Source organism: Methylophilus sp. (genome assembly GCF_052173275.1).
GTDB lineage: Bacteria > Pseudomonadota > Gammaproteobacteria > Burkholderiales > Methylophilaceae > Methylophilus.
Genome location: NZ_JBQMUL010000002.1, coordinates 1,035,223 through 1,050,690, shown reverse-complemented (window position 1 = coordinate 1,050,690; position 15,468 = coordinate 1,035,223). Strand labels below are relative to the sequence as shown.

The window sequence follows — 15,468 nt, the reverse complement described above, 5'->3', positions numbered from 1 at the left end:
TTTATTAGGTTAAAATGGCGGTTTGACTATTCAGCACCATTTTAACCTTGAAACAAACGATCACAGAATTGATTCTGCAAGCGGTGACCCCGCTGGTGGAAGACACCTCCAGCCTGAATATCATCCTTGAGCGGCCGAAATCGGCCGAGCATGGTGACTTTGCCTGCAATATTGCCATGCAGCTGGCCAAACCGCTCAAGCAGAATCCGCGTGCGATTGCACAAACCATCATTGATGGCTTGCCAGCCAATGATGTGATCAGCAAGGTAGAAATCGCCGGTGCCGGATTCATTAACTTCTTCCTCTCTGCGCAGAGCAAGCAGGATGTTGTCAAAAGCATTTTCCAGGCTGGCGCGACATTTGGCCGCAATACGGCTGGCCAGCGTGAAAAAGTACAGGTGGAGTTTGTATCGGCCAACCCGACCGGCCCACTGCATGTCGGCCACGGACGTGGTGCAGCAGTGGGTGACTGTTTATGCCGCTTGCTGGATGCGAATGGCTGGGATGTCACGCGCGAGTTTTATTACAATGACGCTGGCGCCCAGATCGATAACCTGACCAAATCGGTGCATGCACGGGCGCAGGGGATAGCGACTGATGATGCGCGTTTCCCCGAAGATGGCTACCGTGGTGAATATATCGCCGACATCGCTAAAGCTTATTTAGCGAAAGAAACCGTGACCGCGGATGATATGGCAGTGACCGCCAGCGGCGATATCAATGATGCAGAATCTATCCGCAAATTTGCCGTGGCTTATTTGCGCCATGAGCAAGACCTCGACTTGCAGGCTTTCCAGATTAAATTTGATGTGTTTTCGCTGGAAAGCGCTTTATATACCGAAGGCAAAGTAGACAACGCTGTGCAAGCACTCATCAGCAGCGGCCATACCTACGAGCTGGATGATGCCTTGTGGTTGCGCACCACCGACTTTGGCGACGACAAAGACCGTGTCATGCGCAAAAAAGAGGGTGGCTATACCTATTTTGTACCCGATGTGGCTTACCACAGAGAAAAATGGAACCGTGGTTTCAAACGCGTGATCAACGAGCAGGGCGCCGACCACCACAGCACCATCACCCGCGTGCGCGCTGGCTTACAGGCATTAAATACCGGCATCCCGCAAGGCTGGCCAGAATATGTGCTGCACCAGATGGTCACCGTGATGCGCGGTGGCGAAGAAGTCAAACTCTCGAAACGGGCCGGCAGTTATGTCACCTTGCGCGACCTGATCGAAGAAGTCGGTTGTGACGCGACGCGTTACTTTCTGGCCGCGCGTAGTGCAGATTCGCAACTGGTGTTCGATATTGACCTGGCCCGCGCACAAACCAATGACAACCCGGTTTATTACATTCAATATGCACATGCGCGCATTTGCAGCGTGCTTAACCAATGGGGCGGTGATAGTGCCAGCCTGGCAGATGCTGATCTGTCACCCTTGGCATCTGCGGCAGAAACCGCACTCATGCAGGCACTCAGCCAGTATCCGGAAGTCGTCACCACCGCCTGCCAGGCATTGGCGCCACATATGGTGGCCAATTACCTGAAAGAACTAGCCAGTGCCTTGCATAGTTATTACAATGACACCAAATTTTTGGTGGATGACGCGCAGCTCAAACAGGCCCGCCTGGCGCTGATCACCGCCACACGCACCGTGTTGCGTAACGGTTTGCAACTGCTAGGCGTGAGTGCACCGGAAAAAATGTAAGCGTTAATGGGCGTTTTGAAACAGAAGCTGCTTTGAAACATTGGTCGCGTAAGCACATGCGCTGAAACATAACGAGTTAGCAATAACTCACCGAAATGAATGGTTAAACACTACACATGAGTCGCGATTACAAACCCTCTCAAACAAAAGCCAAAGCTAAAAGCAGCGGCAGTTCGTTTTTTAACGGCCTGCTGGTAGGGCTTTTTTTGGGGGTCGCCCTGACAGTGGCCCTGATCATTTATATCAAAGGCGACCATAGCCCATTCTCCAGCGCCTTCAAAAAAGACGAGAGCCAGCAGGAAATACCGATTAAAAACACGGTGACAGAAGAAGAGGTCAAACCTGGCAGCGCTGCGATTGAAGACCCGAACAAGTTTGATTTCTACACTATCCTGCCGGATACCGAGAGCAAGATCAGTGAAGAACAGGTGAAAAAGAACCCCACCATCAAGCAGGAAAGCTATTTTGTGCAGGTGGGCGCTTTCGCTAAAGAAGATGATGCAAACAACCTGAAAACACGTTTGGCATTAGTCGGGTTTGAAGCCTTTGTGCAAACGGCTGAGATCCCAAACAAGGGCACCATGCACCGCGTACGTATCGGGCCGCTGCGCGATTTGGCCAAGATCAGTAAAATCAGCCATGATCTGGAAACCAATGGCTTCCAGGCCAATCTGATCAAGGTCAATATCGAATCCTCTGCCCATTAATCTCATGCATGCTATTGGGTTGTCATCGTGTTGTCACCCAGAGACGTTAAATCACTGTGCCATGAATTTTGGGTGTATTAAAAATCCGGGGATATTAAAAATCCAGGTGTATTACAAACCATAGATACGTTTAATCATTATTTTCCACCGAACAAGGAAACTCACTATATGAAAAAAATGTTGTTAAGTCTGATGCTATTGGCTGGGCTCACCTCCACGGCGGCATTGGCAGATCCACAAGCAGGTGATCAGTTTGACCAGGTCGCGCAACAAATCGCTACCGACCAGCCTGCCAAAATCGAAGTCATGGAAATCTTCTGGTACGGCTGTCCACATTGCTATCACATGGAACAGCCGCTGGAAGCATGGGTGAAAAAACTACCTGCCGATGTTTATTTCAAACGCGTACCCGCCTTGCCAAATGCTAGCTGGGCGCCAATGGCTAAAGCCTACTACGCCATGCAGGAGCTGGGTGTACTGGACAAACTGCATAGCCAGCTGTTTGATGCGATCCACAAAAGCAAAACATTAAATCCGGCGGATGAAGCAGCAGCGATAGACTGGGTGATCAAGCAGGGCGGCCTGGACAAAATCAAAGTTGAAAAGGCGTTCAAATCATTTGCCACCACCATGCAGATGAATAAAGCGATGCAAATTTTCAAATCATCGGGTGCCACAGGTGTGCCTAGCCTGGTGATTGATGGTAAATATATTACCGGCAGCTCTATGGCTGGCGGTAACGATGCAGCATTGCAAACGGCAGACTTTATCATTAACAACGTACGCAAAGACAAAGCCAAAAAATAAGCGTCGCTTGTAATGAAAAAGCCCTGCATCTGCAGGGCTTTTTTATGGTGCTGACCTGCAAATCAGTCAATGTCCGATGACTGTGGTCAGCAACACAACGCATTTTCCATGCAGCATCCTCTCACTGTCTATTCATCAGAGTGCAGTTTGTCTTCACGCGCATTTTTATTCCAGCGTTTGCCTGTGAACACCCAGCCGGCCAGGATCATTTCAACACATACCCTGAAAATCCTGCTGATTGAAGCTTTTGAGTCGCGCTTGATTGCTTGCGGTTGAGGCTGGATAAAATCAATTAATAATTCACGTGCGACTTCCTGAAACTCAGCGGGCACCATCACCGTCTGCGTATTGTAGTCTTTGATTTGCAGCCCAGGATAAAGCTTGCTGAAGGCGCCGCCACGGATGAAATATGGAATCTCGTAGGCGTCCAGCATGGACGAGATGACAGCGACTTCAGATTCCGTTTGCGGAGTATATATAGGGATCATTTGGCTTCTCTTTGCTCAATACCATTATTTGGATATATTTCTAATAAAGTGATCCCGTTCTTTTTCTACCGGCGTCTTTTCAAAATGATGGCCCACGAACCCCAGGTTTTGCACCGGGATCAAATTCGCAACGCTGATGACCAGATCAGCCGCTGCAGGATTTTCTGTTTCAATTTGCACAGTCCAGAGTTTTTTACCGCCCTTGGGGGTGAAGCTGGAGAGAGGCAAACTGCCGGTACCGTCATTGGTGATCAGTTCGACGACATTTCTCGCCCGATGGCCTAGTGAGATATAAGAGCGGATCGCACCGAAATACATCACCGGATACCGCCTCTTTTGCCTGCCACCAAAAAAAGTATAAGTAGTCACTTCGATCTGCTTGCTGGCTTTATTGATCAGGATCTGCTTTTTTGAAGCGATATACGCACGCCAAATCACATAAGTGGCCAGCATGAGCGTCACAAAAGACAGGGTTTGAGTGACCGCGTTGAAGCCTTTACCCAGATAATTTGCCATCGTGACAAACAGCAGGGTGACAAGCAATAAAACAGGTTGGGCTTTAAGTGCACCCTTGGCAGGGGTTATTATTAATTCGGTCATACAGCCCTAGCAAAAATTCAGGAACACATACCTCCCAGCTTAGATGTGAGAGCGGTACATTTGGCTGGTAGATATTATAGTGCGTGCTTTAGCAGGCACTTAATCATGCCAAAACTTCAGACTTACAAGTGTTAATAATTTGTGTATTTTTTGAAACTTCACTTTTTCAACCAGCGCCCGATCCAGGTTTCGGGCATCTCGTTACCGGTAACGATGTAATGCAGCGTTTTAATGTCGTGCATGACATAGCGCTGTATGGATTTTGCCTGATCCATGCCGCAACACAAGATCTTATCTCCCATGTGTAACGGCGTGGAAAGCTCGGGTAACATGGATTTTTGTTCACCACGCACCAGCATCAATGGCACGACAGGCATCTCATGCCGTTGCCCGGAAGGGCTCATCACCAGGTGCTTGAGGGTAGGTTGCAAACCCTGTTGCATCAGCGCACATACGGCAAACGCCATCTCGCCCTCAATCGTGATATCCCAGGTATCCGGAACCTGTTCCCCTAGTTTAGACACCAACTGCGCAATCACCGCATTAGCCCAGGCATTGGTTTGATGCCTGGCGTTCGCCAGGAATTCCGCCAGCATGGGTGACACCATATAAGACAAACAGGTATGCGCAATCACATCACTTGGCTGCATGGTGATATCGGCATTAAAGTGGTCAAACAGCGGGTCGTTATGGCGCTTGTTTTTGCGGATGATCACAAACAGTTCGGGATTCACCTCCAGCGCCGTCATCACGATCGACAGGTTATTAATGTCATTATCAGTGCCGGCGACGATACCAATTGCCTGCTCTATGCCGGCTTGTTGCAATATATGTGACTCCACGCCACTGCCGACAATACAGTTTTTACATTGCGTGCCTTCCGGATCTGCTTCAATAATGGTCACATCCACGGCACCATTTTGCAGGCTGCTCACCACCGATTTGCCAAACCGGCCAAAGCCGCAGGCGATCCACTTGCCCTTGGGGATAGCTGCCGGTGGCGCAATCGCATCCCCCGGCGCCATGGTCAGCCATTCATGTAACAAGTAAGTTCCCAGCGCATTCAGCCGCATGGCCAAATGCTCCCCAAAAATCTTGTAAGGATTAATGATATGGTCAGTGCCGAAAGACGCCATATTGGCGGCGACCACATCATTTTCCACCCTGGCCAGCACGGGCAGTTCCGGCTTGATCAGCTTGATGGCGACCGAAATGGCGAGGTTGGCATGGTCATCATCCGTAAGCGCTGCCACACCACGGCACATGGGATTTTTGATGCCGGCAAACAGCAGCACTTCAGACAGTTTGGCATCGGCGCACAAATGCGGCACATAAAACTGGTAATCGGTCATTTCCAGTTCATTAATACGTTCCGGTGAAATCTCCAGCACCACCACACGCAATTCATTTCTATCAAGGGCACGCACCAACTCGCTACCAGTTTCGCCATAACCACAGATCAGGTAAAACGGTTCCATCAGGTTACACACATCGCGCTTAAACCTGGCTGTTTTAATCGCCTGCTTGAGGGTAGCCTCCTGAAACAGGGCAATGATTGCCCCTATGGCATAGAACCAGGCGATCACCGTGAAATAAATCGAGAAGGTCATCCACATGCGTTGATGGCCGGTAAACGGATAGGGGATCTCGCCAAACCCGATAGTGGTCGCGGTATAACTCAGGATATAAAACGCATCGAAAAAACTGAGGTGATATGCCTGGCCATGATCATCCGCGCCGGGGATCAGCACAAAACCGATCAGCGCGATGGCATAACTGATAATCACCATCAGCAGCGGCGCGCGCATGCGCCGCAGAATCAGGAAAATGATCTGATTGAGGTTCATTGCTGGGATATCACTAGCGGCGCAGGGTGACGGTTTCGTAAATCAGCAGGATCACCGAGGTCACATTGGCAAGAAAAGCCCCGCCAGACAGCGACACTATGCCGACAATCACTTCTGCCTCGGTAGATTGTGTACCCGCAGCAGTCCAGATAATAGCCGCGGCGATCAATTGCAGATCGGCCACCAGGCTAGTAGCCAGATGAATCGCGCCTATCTGGGTACGATCGCCAAATTTCAGCACGGTCGCAATCAGGTTCACCACAATCGCCGCATATAACTCATAATGCAAATGGTGTTTGGGATTATCAATTTGCCCGACAAAAAAACCAAAGTTGAGCGTCATGGCCAAAATAATAAAAAAGCCAAAGATCACTTTTTCCAGATTCATGATTGTTTCCCCGTGTTGTTTTATGGCATTCTAACCCAACCATTTTCTCCTGTAACTTTTATGCAACAAGCAACGCCCGCTCATCTTCGTATCGTCATCACCGGCGCCTCCAGCGGCATCGGCCAGGCGCTGGCCAAAGCCTATGCCCGCCGCTACGGCGCGCACTGCACACTGGCTTTGCTAGCCCGTAACCAGCAAGCGCTCACCACCCTGCAACAGGAGATCACGGCCGCCTATGGCAGCCAGGTGCATTGCCATGTGGCCGATGTGCGTGATGTTGCCCGTATGCAGGCGATTGCACACACCTTTCTTGCCGAGGTTGGCATCCCGCATGTCGTCATCGGCAATGCCGGGGTCAGCCGCGGCACCCTAACGGAATACCAGGAGGATATCGCCGCCTTCCAGGCCGTATTTGATACCAATGTCATGGGCCTGGTACACACCTTCCAGCCGTTTATTGCGGCCATGAAAGCAGGGGCAGAGCAAGGTGAGTTTGCGCAGCTGGTCGGCATCGCCAGCGTGGCGGGCATACGCGGCCTGCCGGGCTCCGGGGCTTACAGCGCCAGCAAGGCCGCAGCCATCACCTATCTGGAAAGCCTGCGCGTCGAAATGCAATTGCATCATATCGGCGTCACCACCATTTCTCCAGGTTACATCCGCACGCCGATGACAGATATCAACACCTACGCTATGCCATTTTTAATGGAAGTAGATGAATTTGCCGACAAAGCGCTGCTGGCAATAGCCAAACGTAAGCGCTATACAGTGATCCCCTGGCAAATGGGCATCGTCGCGCGCCTGCTACGGCTGTTCCCGGCCTGGTTATGGGATTACATGACGAAAAAAGCCCCGCACAAAGCGAGGCTTTAAATCCGTGTCACTATTGATCAGGTCAAATCTTTAATTGTTGCGCTGCTGCCATTGTTTTTGACTGAAGCAATGCCATTGTCACGCGCTGCCTCTGAGGAATACATCTGGCTGGTGCCAATGATCTGGCTATTGCCCGCCAGTAAATTGAAATAAGGACGGCCATCTTTGGCGACCAATCTTTGATAACGGTCATCCAGGGGACTGTTTTTCTGCACGGATTCTATGCCATTCTGTGCCGCAGCTTTAGTCGTATACTGCTCGCTTTTAAGAATCTGCTCCGCATTACCGGCCTTCAGCGCAAAACTGAACTGACCATTCGCTGCACTTTTTGAGAGTTCAAACCAACCTGCCATCGCTCGCTCCTTTTATTTGGTGAATAAAGAAATTCCTACAAATAATGCATGCTCATCATGAACAATGTTGTTTTATTTGTAAACAATCCCTTTCTAAAAAGGGCGCGCTTACTTTCACTTGTATGATTTAAATCATATTGATAGTGATGATTGCTGGTTGCAAAAAAAATCCCATTCAGTGAATGGGATTTTTGTTTTAACGTGCAATCGGTTTATAGCGGATACGTTTGGGTTTGGCGCCTTCTTCACCCAGGCGTTTTTTCTTGTCGGCTTCATATTCCTGATAGTTGCCGTTGAAGAACGTCCATTGTGAATCACCTTCTGCCGCCAGGATATGCGTTGCGATCCGGTCCAGGAACCAGCGGTCATGCGAGGTCACCAGTACGCAGCCGGAGAACTCCAGCAAGGCGTCTTCCAGCGCGCGCAGGGTTTCCACATCGAGGTCGTTTGAAGGTTCATCCAGCAGCAAGACGTTAGCGCCTGAAATCAGGGTTTTTGCCAGGTGCAGGCGGCCGCGTTCACCACCTGACAGTTGACCGACGATTTTCTGCTGGTCACCGCCTTTAAAGTTAAAACGGCCGATGTAGGCACGGCTAGGCATTTCAAATTTGCCCACCGTCAATATATCCAGGCCACCCGAAATGGCTTCGAATACGGTTTTGTCGTTGTCGAGACCTTCACGGCTCTGGTCAACCGCAGCCAGCTGCACGGTTGGGCCAGTGATGATTTCACCGCTATCTGGCTGCTCTTTGCCTTGCAACATGCGGAACAGGGTAGATTTACCGGCACCGTTAGGGCCGATGACACCTACGATCGCACCCGGCGGGATGCTGAAGGACAAATTATCGATCAACAGGCGCTCACCAAAGCCTTTGGAGACATTGTTGAATTCAATCACCTGGTTACCCAGACGCTCACCTGGCGGAATAAAGATTTCCTGGGTTTCGTTGCGGCGCTGGTATTCGACACCGGACATTTCCTCATAGCGGGCCAGACGTGCCTTGCTCTTGGATTGACGAGCTTTTGCACCCTGACGCACCCATTCCAGTTCTTGCTTCATGGCCTTGCGGTGGGCATCTTCCTGCTTGTGTTCCTGGGCCAGGCGCTCTTCTTTCTGCTCCAGCCAGTTGGAGTAATTGCCTTTCCATGGAATGCCTTCGCCGCGGTCCAGTTCCAGTATCCACTCGGCAGCATTATCGAGGAAGTAGCGGTCATGCGTCACAGCAACAACGGTACCGGGGAAGCGCACCAGGAACTGCTCCAGCCAATCGACAGATTCTGCATCGAGGTGGTTGGTGGGTTCGTCCAGCAACAGCATGTCAGGCCGGGAGAGCAATAGTTTGCACAGGGCAACACGGCGCTTTTCACCGCCAGACAATGGGCCTATCTTGGCATCCCAAGGTGGCAGGCGTAGCGCATCAGCGGCGATTTCCAGCTGTTGCTCGACATCGCTGCCACTGGCTGTGAGGATATTTTCATACTTGGCTTGCTCCTCGGCCAGCTTATCGAAATCGGCATCCGGCTCGGCATAGGCGGCGTAGATTTCTTCCAGCTTTTGCTTGGCTTCCATCACTGCACCCAGACCGGCTTCGACTTCCTGGCGCACGGTTTTTTCCGCATCCAGCTCAGGTTCCTGTGGCAGGTAACCGATGGAGATATTCGGTTGCCATTGCACTTCGCCTTCATAATCTTTGTCGGCGCCGGCCATGATACGCAATACGGTCGATTTACCGGAGCCGTTCAGGCCCAGCAGGCCGATTTTGGCGCCCGGGAAGAATGACAGGGAAATGTTTTTAATGATCTGCCGTTTAGGCGGCACGATTTTGCTCACGCGGAGCATGGACATCACATATTGGGCCATAGGATTTGCAAGCCTTCAAAAATTCTAAAAAACGTATTTTAATACGCATCACTCAACTGCGCTTGGTTAAACGCGAAACGAATGGCGTATTCAGCAAGCACATATGAAAAAAGGGCCAGATCGGCCCTTTTGCATAGCAGGTGAATTAAGCCGCTTTTTGCGCGATGAATGAGGAAACATTCGATTGCGCCTGCGTGCCGATTTCAATCTTGCGCGGTTTAAGCGCTTCAGGGATTTCACGCACCAGGGCGATACTCAATAAACCGTTTTCCAGATTGGCACCGGTGACTTTTACGTGGTCAGCCAATTGGAATTTGTGTTCAAAATCACGGTTGGCGATGCCACGGTGCAGGAAAGTATTTTCCTGCTCTTTTTTGGCTTTGCGGCCGGTGACGCGCAAGGTCTGGTGTTCGGTTTCTATGTCCAGTTCGTTTAACTGGAATCCGGCGATGGCCATGACGATTTTGTAGGCGTTTTCATCGACTAACTCGATGTTGTATGGCGGGTAGCTGGTTTCGTTTTCACTGCGCTGGCCGTCGTTGAGCATTTTTGCCAAACGATCAAAACCAATGGCGGTGCGGTAAAGTGGGGTTAAGTCATAAGTACGCATACGTTTATCCTTTTAAAATGAAGCGATTCACATGTTTCACAGACCTCGAACTGCAAGCATCTGTGATTTGAATATGGGAATCCGCCTGATTTTTTCAAGTGGATAAATGCGCGCGTTTTTCTAAACGCCTAACTTTTCTGTCCAGGCCAGAGCTTCCATATGGCACTGGTTTACTTTCTCCGGATTGAGTTGCAACATCTCGGCCAGGTGCAGGATTTGATCGCTATTTGCGTCTTCACAGGCTTCAGTCAACTTGAGGAAAGGCCCAAAGATCCCTGAGCGTTCTGTCAGGGCATCCACAATCTGCTCCGGCAATTGCAGCTTGTCCAGAATATCTTCCATCGGCACTTTCAGCATCACATCCAACAGAGAAAACACGCCGACCACAAACAGGTTGTCGCGGTCTTTTTTGTCAAAGAAAGGCTCGCCGAGCAACTCGGTCAGGCGTCCGCGCGTGATCGATGTTTTCATCAATGCAGGGGAGGTGCTGTTATTGCCGGCCGTGACCATCAGCAAAGTCAGCCAACGGTAGAGCTGGTTACGGCCAAGGATGGTCAGGGCGTGGCCGATGGATTGCACCTCGCACGACAAGCCAAAACCGACAGAATTAATGTAGCGTAATAGTTTGTAGCTGAGTGTGGTGTCGCGTTTGAAACCGTTCTCAATATCGCGGTTGTCGGCTTCCTGGCTGACCAGGTTCAGTAAATTCAATACACCTTCAAAACTGGGGTTGATGACCTTGGCATTCAGGTTTTCCGGCCTGGCATAAAAATAGCCCTGAAATTGCTGGTAGCCTGCTTCTTGCAAACTTTTGAACTGCGCGTTTTGCTCTACTTTTTCTGCGATCAGTTTGCAGTTTGGCTTTTGATATTTTTTCAGCCACGTCTTGGCTTCTTCAAGTGCGATATCGCGCATGTCCAACTTGATGTAATCGGCGATGCTCACTAGTGCTTCCAGCTGCGGGTAGCGTTGCGGGTTATCCAGCGCGATCCTGAATTTGGCCGCTTTCAGCGTCTGGCAGCGCGCAATGATTTCAGGCGTCACTTCCACCTGGCGCACAATCTCCAGCACGGTTTTTTCGGCTGGCATCAACTCCAGAAACTCGCTGTTGAGCATGACCTGATCGACATTGATAAATGCCAGCTGCTGGCCCAGCAGCCAGCTTTCATGCATTTCATCAATGGTGGTGGAGAGGATTTTGGCGCAGGTCTGGATATCTTCTGCAAACGGCGTGTCACTGCCATCGGCTTCTTTCCGGAAAAAGAATTCATAGCCAATGATCTCCTGCTTGTCATTAACAATAGGCTGGCGCCCGATAATACTCTGATGTGATGTGGTCATGACTACATTCCTAATTAGCACCGCTTTTCAGTGCTCGGTGACAAGTCTAATTGAAAGCAATCTACTTCTTAATTGCAAAAAAGCCCCAATTGCTGGGGCTTTTCTAGGTTTGCAGTTACTCTACGGTGACGCTCTTGGCCAGGTTACGTGGTTTATCTACATCTGTACCTTTGAGCAGGGCGGCGTGATACGCCAGCAGCTGCACCGGGATCACATGCAGGATAGGTGACAACACGCCTACGTGTCTGGGTGTACGGATGACGTGTACGCCTTCAGACGCATTAAAGTGGCTGTCAGCATCCGCAAATACGAACAACTCACCGCCGCGTGCTTTCACTTCCTGCATATTCGATTTCACTTTTTCCAGCAGCGCATCGTTAGGCGCAATCACCACCACCGGCATATTGCTGTCTACCAATGCCAGCGGGCCATGTTTCAACTCGCCTGCGGGATAAGCTTCGGCGTGGATGTAAGAGATCTCCTTGAGCTTAAGCGCGCCTTCCATCGCGATAGGGAAGTGCACGCCACGGCCCAGGAATAGCGCATGTTCTTTATCGCCAAAGCGGGCAGCCCATTCGCGGATCTGCGGCTCCAGGTTAAGCGCGATTTGTACGCTACTGGTGAGCTGGCGCAAATCGGTTAAATAGGCTTGTTCCTGTTCTGGCGCTAATAAACCACGCTCTTTCGCCAAGGTCACTGAAAGCACAAATAGTGCGATCAACTGCGTGGTAAACGCCTTGGTACTGGCAACGCCGATCTCAGCGCCGGCGCGCGTGTAGAAAATCAGTGAAGAGGCCCGTGGAATAGCGCTTTCCTGCACATTGCAAATCGCCAGGCTGTAGGGATGCCCCAGTTTTTGCGCATGTTTGAGCGCTTCCATAGTATCGAGGGTTTCGCCAGATTGCGAGATAGTGACCACTAACTGCTTAGGGTTAGGCACCGAGTCGCGATAGCGGTATTCGCTGGCAATCTCTACTGAAGTCGGGATTCTGGCGATGCTTTCCAGCCAGTATTTGGCCGTGAGGCCGGCGTAATAACTGGTGCCAGCCGCCAGGATAAGCACGCTATCAATTTGCTGGAAGATATCGGCAGCAGCAGTGCCAAACAATTCACTTCTAAACGCACCATCATCTATCAGTGCCTCTATCGTATCGCTGATGGCGCGTGGCTGTTCGTGGATCTCTTTCTGCATAAAGTGGCTGTAAGGGCCAAGCTCCAGCGACGCCAGTGATACATCACTCATATGCACTTTACGTTGCACGGTTTCGCCTTGCCTGTCATAAATGACCACGGCATCGGTACTTAAAGTAGCAACATCGCCATCTTCCAGGTAAATCACTTTACGAGTGGCAGACAGCACTGCGGAGACATCAGAGGCAACAAAATTCTCCTGCTCACCCAGGCCGATCAGCAAGGGGCAACCCAGGCGGGCAACCACTAATTGTCTGGGGTTATCCAGTACTACCGCGCTGATGGCATAAGCGCCGGTCAGTTCAGTGATCGCCTGTTGCACCGCTTGCAACAGATCTTTGGTCTGCTGGTAATAATAGTGCACCAGATGGGCAATGACTTCAGTATCAGTCTGCGAATAGAACTGGTAGCCCAATGCCGTCAGGCGGTCACGCTGCTCGTCGTGGTTTTCGATAATGCCGTTATGTACCACTGCGATCTGTGCATTGTCCTGCGCTGGCGAGACATGCGGGTGCGCATTCTGCTCGGTCACGCCTCCATGGGTGGCCCAACGCGTATGGCCGATGCCGATATGGCTTTGCAAGCCCTGTGCTTTGCTCTCAAGCTCAGCCACACGGCCAACCGAACGCACACGCTCGATCTGCTGGTTGAGCACGGCGATCCCTGCTGAGTCATAGCCCCTATACTCAAGGCGGCTTAAGCCCTCTATGAGTAATGGAACGATATTTCTGTTTGCTACCGCACCGACAATGCCACACATACGCTTATTTTTTCACCTTTTGTGGACGTTTCCATCCTTGAATTGAACGTTGCTCACGGGCACGACACAGGGTCAGTGAGTCAGCCGGGACATGTTTAGTAATGGTTGAACCTGCCGCAATGGTGGCGCCTTTGCCAACGGTGACAGGTGCTACCAGTTGCGTATCAGAACCGACAAACACATCATCTTCAATGATGGTCTTATGTTTGTTCGCGCCATCATAATTACAAGTGATCACGCCCGCGCCGATATTGACATTGGCACCTACGCTGGCATCGCCGACATAGCTCAAGTGATTGACCTTGCTGCCCAGGCCTACCGTGGCGTTTTTAATTTCAACGAAATTGCCGATATGGGTTTTCTCGGATAGTTTTGTGCCAGGGCGCAAACGTGCAAACGGGCCTATGCTGCTTCCTGCACCTACAGTTGCATCGTCAATATGCGTGAACGCGGCCAGTTTACTCCCCTTGGCGATCACTGCATTTTTAATGACGCAATGAGGGCCGATCTGCACACCATCTTCAAGCGTGACATCCCCTTCAAACACGCAATTCACATCAATGATGACATCCCGGCCACAATTGAGGTTTCCACGGATATCAATACGGAGCGCATCAAATAATGTCACACCTTGTGTCATCAATGCTGTAGCTTTACGTGCCTGAAATTCGCGCTCTATGTCTTGCAAATCCAGCTTGGAATTAATGCCCGTCACCGACCAGGCGTCTGCCACCACTTGGGGCAAAACGGCACGGCCTTCGTTGACGGATAATGCGATGATATCGGTTAAGTAATATTCTTGTTGCGCGTTATCGTTTTTAATCTGTGCCAGCCAGCTTTTCAGTTGTGCATTCGGCAAGGCCATAATGCCGGTATTCACTTCCTGGATAGACCGTTGCGCCTCAGTGGCATCTTTATGCTCAACGATTGCCACCACTTCATTGTTGCCATTGCGGACGATACGGCCATACCCAGTCGGGTCTGGTTTGATAAATGTTTGTACCACCAGGTGCTGGTTCGCCTGCTGCAGCATTTCCTGACAGGCCGCGACATCTACAAGCGGCACATCGCCTAATAGGATCAATGTTGCGCCACGATCGTCGAGTAAGGGCAGGGCTTGTTGCACTGCATGCCCGGTGCCCAGCTGCTCGGCTTGTAATACCCATTGCAGCTCTTCACCTGATATTTGCTGCTGCACCTGTTCGCCACCAAAGCCATAGACGACTATGATTTTTTGCGGGTTGAGCTGTCTTGCGGCATCAATCACATGTTGCAGAATCGGTTTGCCACCCACGGCATGCAATACTTTAGGCAGGTCTGAACGCATACGCGTACCTTTACCGGCCGCCAGGATAATAATATTCAGGTCACTCATACCGTTATTTTAGCTTAGAAATAATAGGGATGGCAGTTTAGCTCAGCAACAAAAAAGGCGACTCGAGAGCCGCCTGTTTTTTGTTTTGCACGTTGTTAGTGTACAGATTTACGCAATTTCTGGATTGCCTGAATCTGTGCCACTGCTTCGGCCAGTTCAGCTTGCGCAGCCGCATAATCAATTTCAGAAGAACGATTTTTTAAAGCTTCTTCTGCAGCTTCTTTAGCAGCAATGGCTTTGACTTCGTCCAGATCCTGGCCGCGAATGGCTGTATCTGCCAACACCGTGATCACGCCTGGTTGTACTTCCAGCATGCCGCCAGAAATATAAATCAGGGTTTCTTCTTTGTCAGCAGCCTGCTTGATACGCAAAGCACCTGGCTTGATGGTCGTGATCATAGGTGCATGGTTAGGGTAGATACCCACTTCACCAGCACCCGCTGGCGCCACGACAAATTCAGCTTCGCCGGAGAAGATCGATTCTTCCGCGCTTACTACATCGATATGCACAGTATTTGCCATAATGTTCTCTTTTCTATTTCACTGAAAGAAACAAGCAGGGATA

The 15,468-nt window shown here is 50.7% G+C and carries 15 protein-coding genes; 4 read left to right on the top strand and 11 right to left on the bottom strand.

Going from position 1 to position 15,468, the window contains the following annotated elements; genetic code table 11:
* Positions 1-47 precede the first annotated feature (47 nt).
* The 3 genes from argS to ACTS9Y_RS06490 all read left to right on the top strand — a co-directional run bounded on the left by argS (position 48) and on the right by ACTS9Y_RS06490 (position 3,220).
* A complete protein-coding gene (gene argS / locus ACTS9Y_RS06500; protein ID WP_442585153.1) occupies positions 48-1,706 on the top strand; it encodes an arginine--tRNA ligase in 1,659 nt (552 codons plus the stop codon).
* Between the two features lie 116 nt (positions 1,707-1,822).
* Positions 1,823-2,413, top strand: a complete 591-nt coding sequence (locus ACTS9Y_RS06495; protein ID WP_442585152.1) for an SPOR domain-containing protein — start codon at positions 1,823-1,825, stop codon at positions 2,411-2,413.
* A 168-nt stretch (positions 2,414-2,581) separates the two neighbouring features.
* Positions 2,582-3,220 (top strand): thiol:disulfide interchange protein DsbA/DsbL, encoded by a 639-nt coding sequence (locus tag ACTS9Y_RS06490; RefSeq protein WP_442585151.1) that lies wholly within the window; start codon positions 2,582-2,584, stop codon positions 3,218-3,220.
* Between the two features lie 128 nt (positions 3,221-3,348).
* Here the strand turns inward: ACTS9Y_RS06490 and ACTS9Y_RS06485 are convergent, their stop codons facing one another.
* From ACTS9Y_RS06485 to ACTS9Y_RS06470, 4 genes are all read right to left on the bottom strand, one after another.
* Complete coding sequence (locus tag ACTS9Y_RS06485) at positions 3,349-3,708, bottom strand: hypothetical protein (RefSeq protein ID WP_442585150.1); 360 nt, start codon at positions 3,706-3,708, stop codon at positions 3,349-3,351.
* 24 nt (positions 3,709-3,732) lie between these two features.
* On the bottom strand, positions 3,733-4,308 hold the full coding sequence (locus ACTS9Y_RS06480; protein ID WP_442585149.1) for a hypothetical protein: 576 nt from the start codon (positions 4,306-4,308) through the stop codon (positions 3,733-3,735).
* A gap of 158 nt (positions 4,309-4,466) precedes the next feature.
* On the bottom strand, positions 4,467-6,155 hold the full coding sequence (locus ACTS9Y_RS06475; protein ID WP_442585148.1) for a potassium channel family protein: 1,689 nt from the start codon (positions 6,153-6,155) through the stop codon (positions 4,467-4,469).
* 13 nt (positions 6,156-6,168) lie between these two features.
* Positions 6,169-6,543 carry a DUF6394 family protein gene (locus tag ACTS9Y_RS06470; RefSeq protein WP_442585147.1) on the bottom strand — a complete coding sequence of 125 codons (375 nt, stop codon included), beginning with the start codon at positions 6,541-6,543 and terminating at the stop codon, positions 6,169-6,171.
* 60 nt (positions 6,544-6,603) lie between these two features.
* Here ACTS9Y_RS06470 and ACTS9Y_RS06465 point away from each other — a divergent pair, with 60 nt between their 5' ends.
* Complete coding sequence (locus tag ACTS9Y_RS06465; protein WP_442585146.1) at positions 6,604-7,413, top strand: SDR family oxidoreductase; 810 nt, start codon at positions 6,604-6,606, stop codon at positions 7,411-7,413.
* Positions 7,414-7,430: 17 nt separating this feature from the next.
* Here ACTS9Y_RS06465 and ACTS9Y_RS06460 read toward each other — a convergent pair whose 3' ends face one another.
* From ACTS9Y_RS06460 to ACTS9Y_RS06430, 7 genes are all read right to left on the bottom strand, one after another.
* Positions 7,431-7,766, bottom strand: a complete 336-nt coding sequence (locus ACTS9Y_RS06460; protein ID WP_442585145.1) for a YegP family protein — start codon at positions 7,764-7,766, stop codon at positions 7,431-7,433.
* Positions 7,767-7,962: 196 nt separating this feature from the next.
* Positions 7,963-9,627, bottom strand: coding sequence for an energy-dependent translational throttle protein EttA (ettA, locus tag ACTS9Y_RS06455; protein WP_442585144.1), 1,665 nt, complete (start codon positions 9,625-9,627; stop codon positions 7,963-7,965).
* A 145-nt stretch (positions 9,628-9,772) separates the two neighbouring features.
* Positions 9,773-10,237 carry an Hsp20 family protein gene (locus tag ACTS9Y_RS06450; RefSeq protein WP_442585143.1) on the bottom strand — a complete coding sequence of 155 codons (465 nt, stop codon included), beginning with the start codon at positions 10,235-10,237 and terminating at the stop codon, positions 9,773-9,775.
* A 120-nt stretch (positions 10,238-10,357) separates the two neighbouring features.
* Positions 10,358-11,578, bottom strand: a complete 1,221-nt coding sequence (locus ACTS9Y_RS06445; protein WP_442585142.1) for an EAL and HDOD domain-containing protein — start codon at positions 11,576-11,578, stop codon at positions 10,358-10,360.
* A gap of 115 nt (positions 11,579-11,693) precedes the next feature.
* Positions 11,694-13,529, bottom strand: a complete 1,836-nt coding sequence (gene glmS, locus ACTS9Y_RS06440; protein ID WP_442585141.1) for a glutamine--fructose-6-phosphate transaminase (isomerizing) — start codon at positions 13,527-13,529, stop codon at positions 11,694-11,696.
* A 4-nt stretch (positions 13,530-13,533) separates the two neighbouring features.
* Positions 13,534-14,904, bottom strand: coding sequence for a bifunctional UDP-N-acetylglucosamine diphosphorylase/glucosamine-1-phosphate N-acetyltransferase GlmU (gene glmU / locus ACTS9Y_RS06435; RefSeq protein ID WP_442585140.1), 1,371 nt, complete (start codon positions 14,902-14,904; stop codon positions 13,534-13,536).
* A gap of 95 nt (positions 14,905-14,999) precedes the next feature.
* Positions 15,000-15,425 (bottom strand): F0F1 ATP synthase subunit epsilon, encoded by a 426-nt coding sequence (locus ACTS9Y_RS06430; RefSeq protein ID WP_442585139.1) that lies wholly within the window; start codon positions 15,423-15,425, stop codon positions 15,000-15,002.
* Positions 15,426-15,468 lie beyond the last annotated feature (43 nt).

Bases quoted from the DNA above. Each gene is read 5' to 3' on its own strand.
- ACTS9Y_RS06495 (WP_442585152.1), top strand. From the start codon at position 1,823: ATGAGTCGCGATTACAAACCCTCTCAAACAAAAGCCAAAGCTAAAAGC.
- ACTS9Y_RS06490 (WP_442585151.1), top strand. From the start codon at position 2,582: ATGAAAAAAATGTTGTTAAGTCTGATGCTATTGGCTGGGCTCACCTCC.
- ACTS9Y_RS06485 (WP_442585150.1), bottom strand. From the start codon at position 3,708: ATGATCCCTATATATACTCCGCAAACGGAATCTGAAGTCGCTGTCATC.
- ACTS9Y_RS06480 (WP_442585149.1), bottom strand. From the start codon at position 4,308: ATGACCGAATTAATAATAACCCCTGCCAAGGGTGCACTTAAAGCCCAA.
- ACTS9Y_RS06475 (WP_442585148.1), bottom strand. From the start codon at position 6,155: ATGAACCTCAATCAGATCATTTTCCTGATTCTGCGGCGCATGCGCGCG.
- ACTS9Y_RS06470 (WP_442585147.1), bottom strand. From the start codon at position 6,543: ATGAATCTGGAAAAAGTGATCTTTGGCTTTTTTATTATTTTGGCCATG.
- ACTS9Y_RS06465 (WP_442585146.1), top strand. From the start codon at position 6,604: ATGCAACAAGCAACGCCCGCTCATCTTCGTATCGTCATCACCGGCGCC.
- ACTS9Y_RS06460 (WP_442585145.1), bottom strand. From the start codon at position 7,766: ATGGCAGGTTGGTTTGAACTCTCAAAAAGTGCAGCGAATGGTCAGTTC.
- ettA (WP_442585144.1), bottom strand. From the start codon at position 9,627: ATGGCCCAATATGTGATGTCCATGCTCCGCGTGAGCAAAATCGTGCCG.
- ACTS9Y_RS06450 (WP_442585143.1), bottom strand. From the start codon at position 10,237: ATGCGTACTTATGACTTAACCCCACTTTACCGCACCGCCATTGGTTTT.
- ACTS9Y_RS06445 (WP_442585142.1), bottom strand. From the start codon at position 11,578: ATGACCACATCACATCAGAGTATTATCGGGCGCCAGCCTATTGTTAAT.
- glmS (WP_442585141.1), bottom strand. From the start codon at position 13,529: ATGTGTGGCATTGTCGGTGCGGTAGCAAACAGAAATATCGTTCCATTA.
- glmU (WP_442585140.1), bottom strand. From the start codon at position 14,904: ATGAGTGACCTGAATATTATTATCCTGGCGGCCGGTAAAGGTACGCGT.
- ACTS9Y_RS06430 (WP_442585139.1), bottom strand. From the start codon at position 15,425: ATGGCAAATACTGTGCATATCGATGTAGTAAGCGCGGAAGAATCGATC.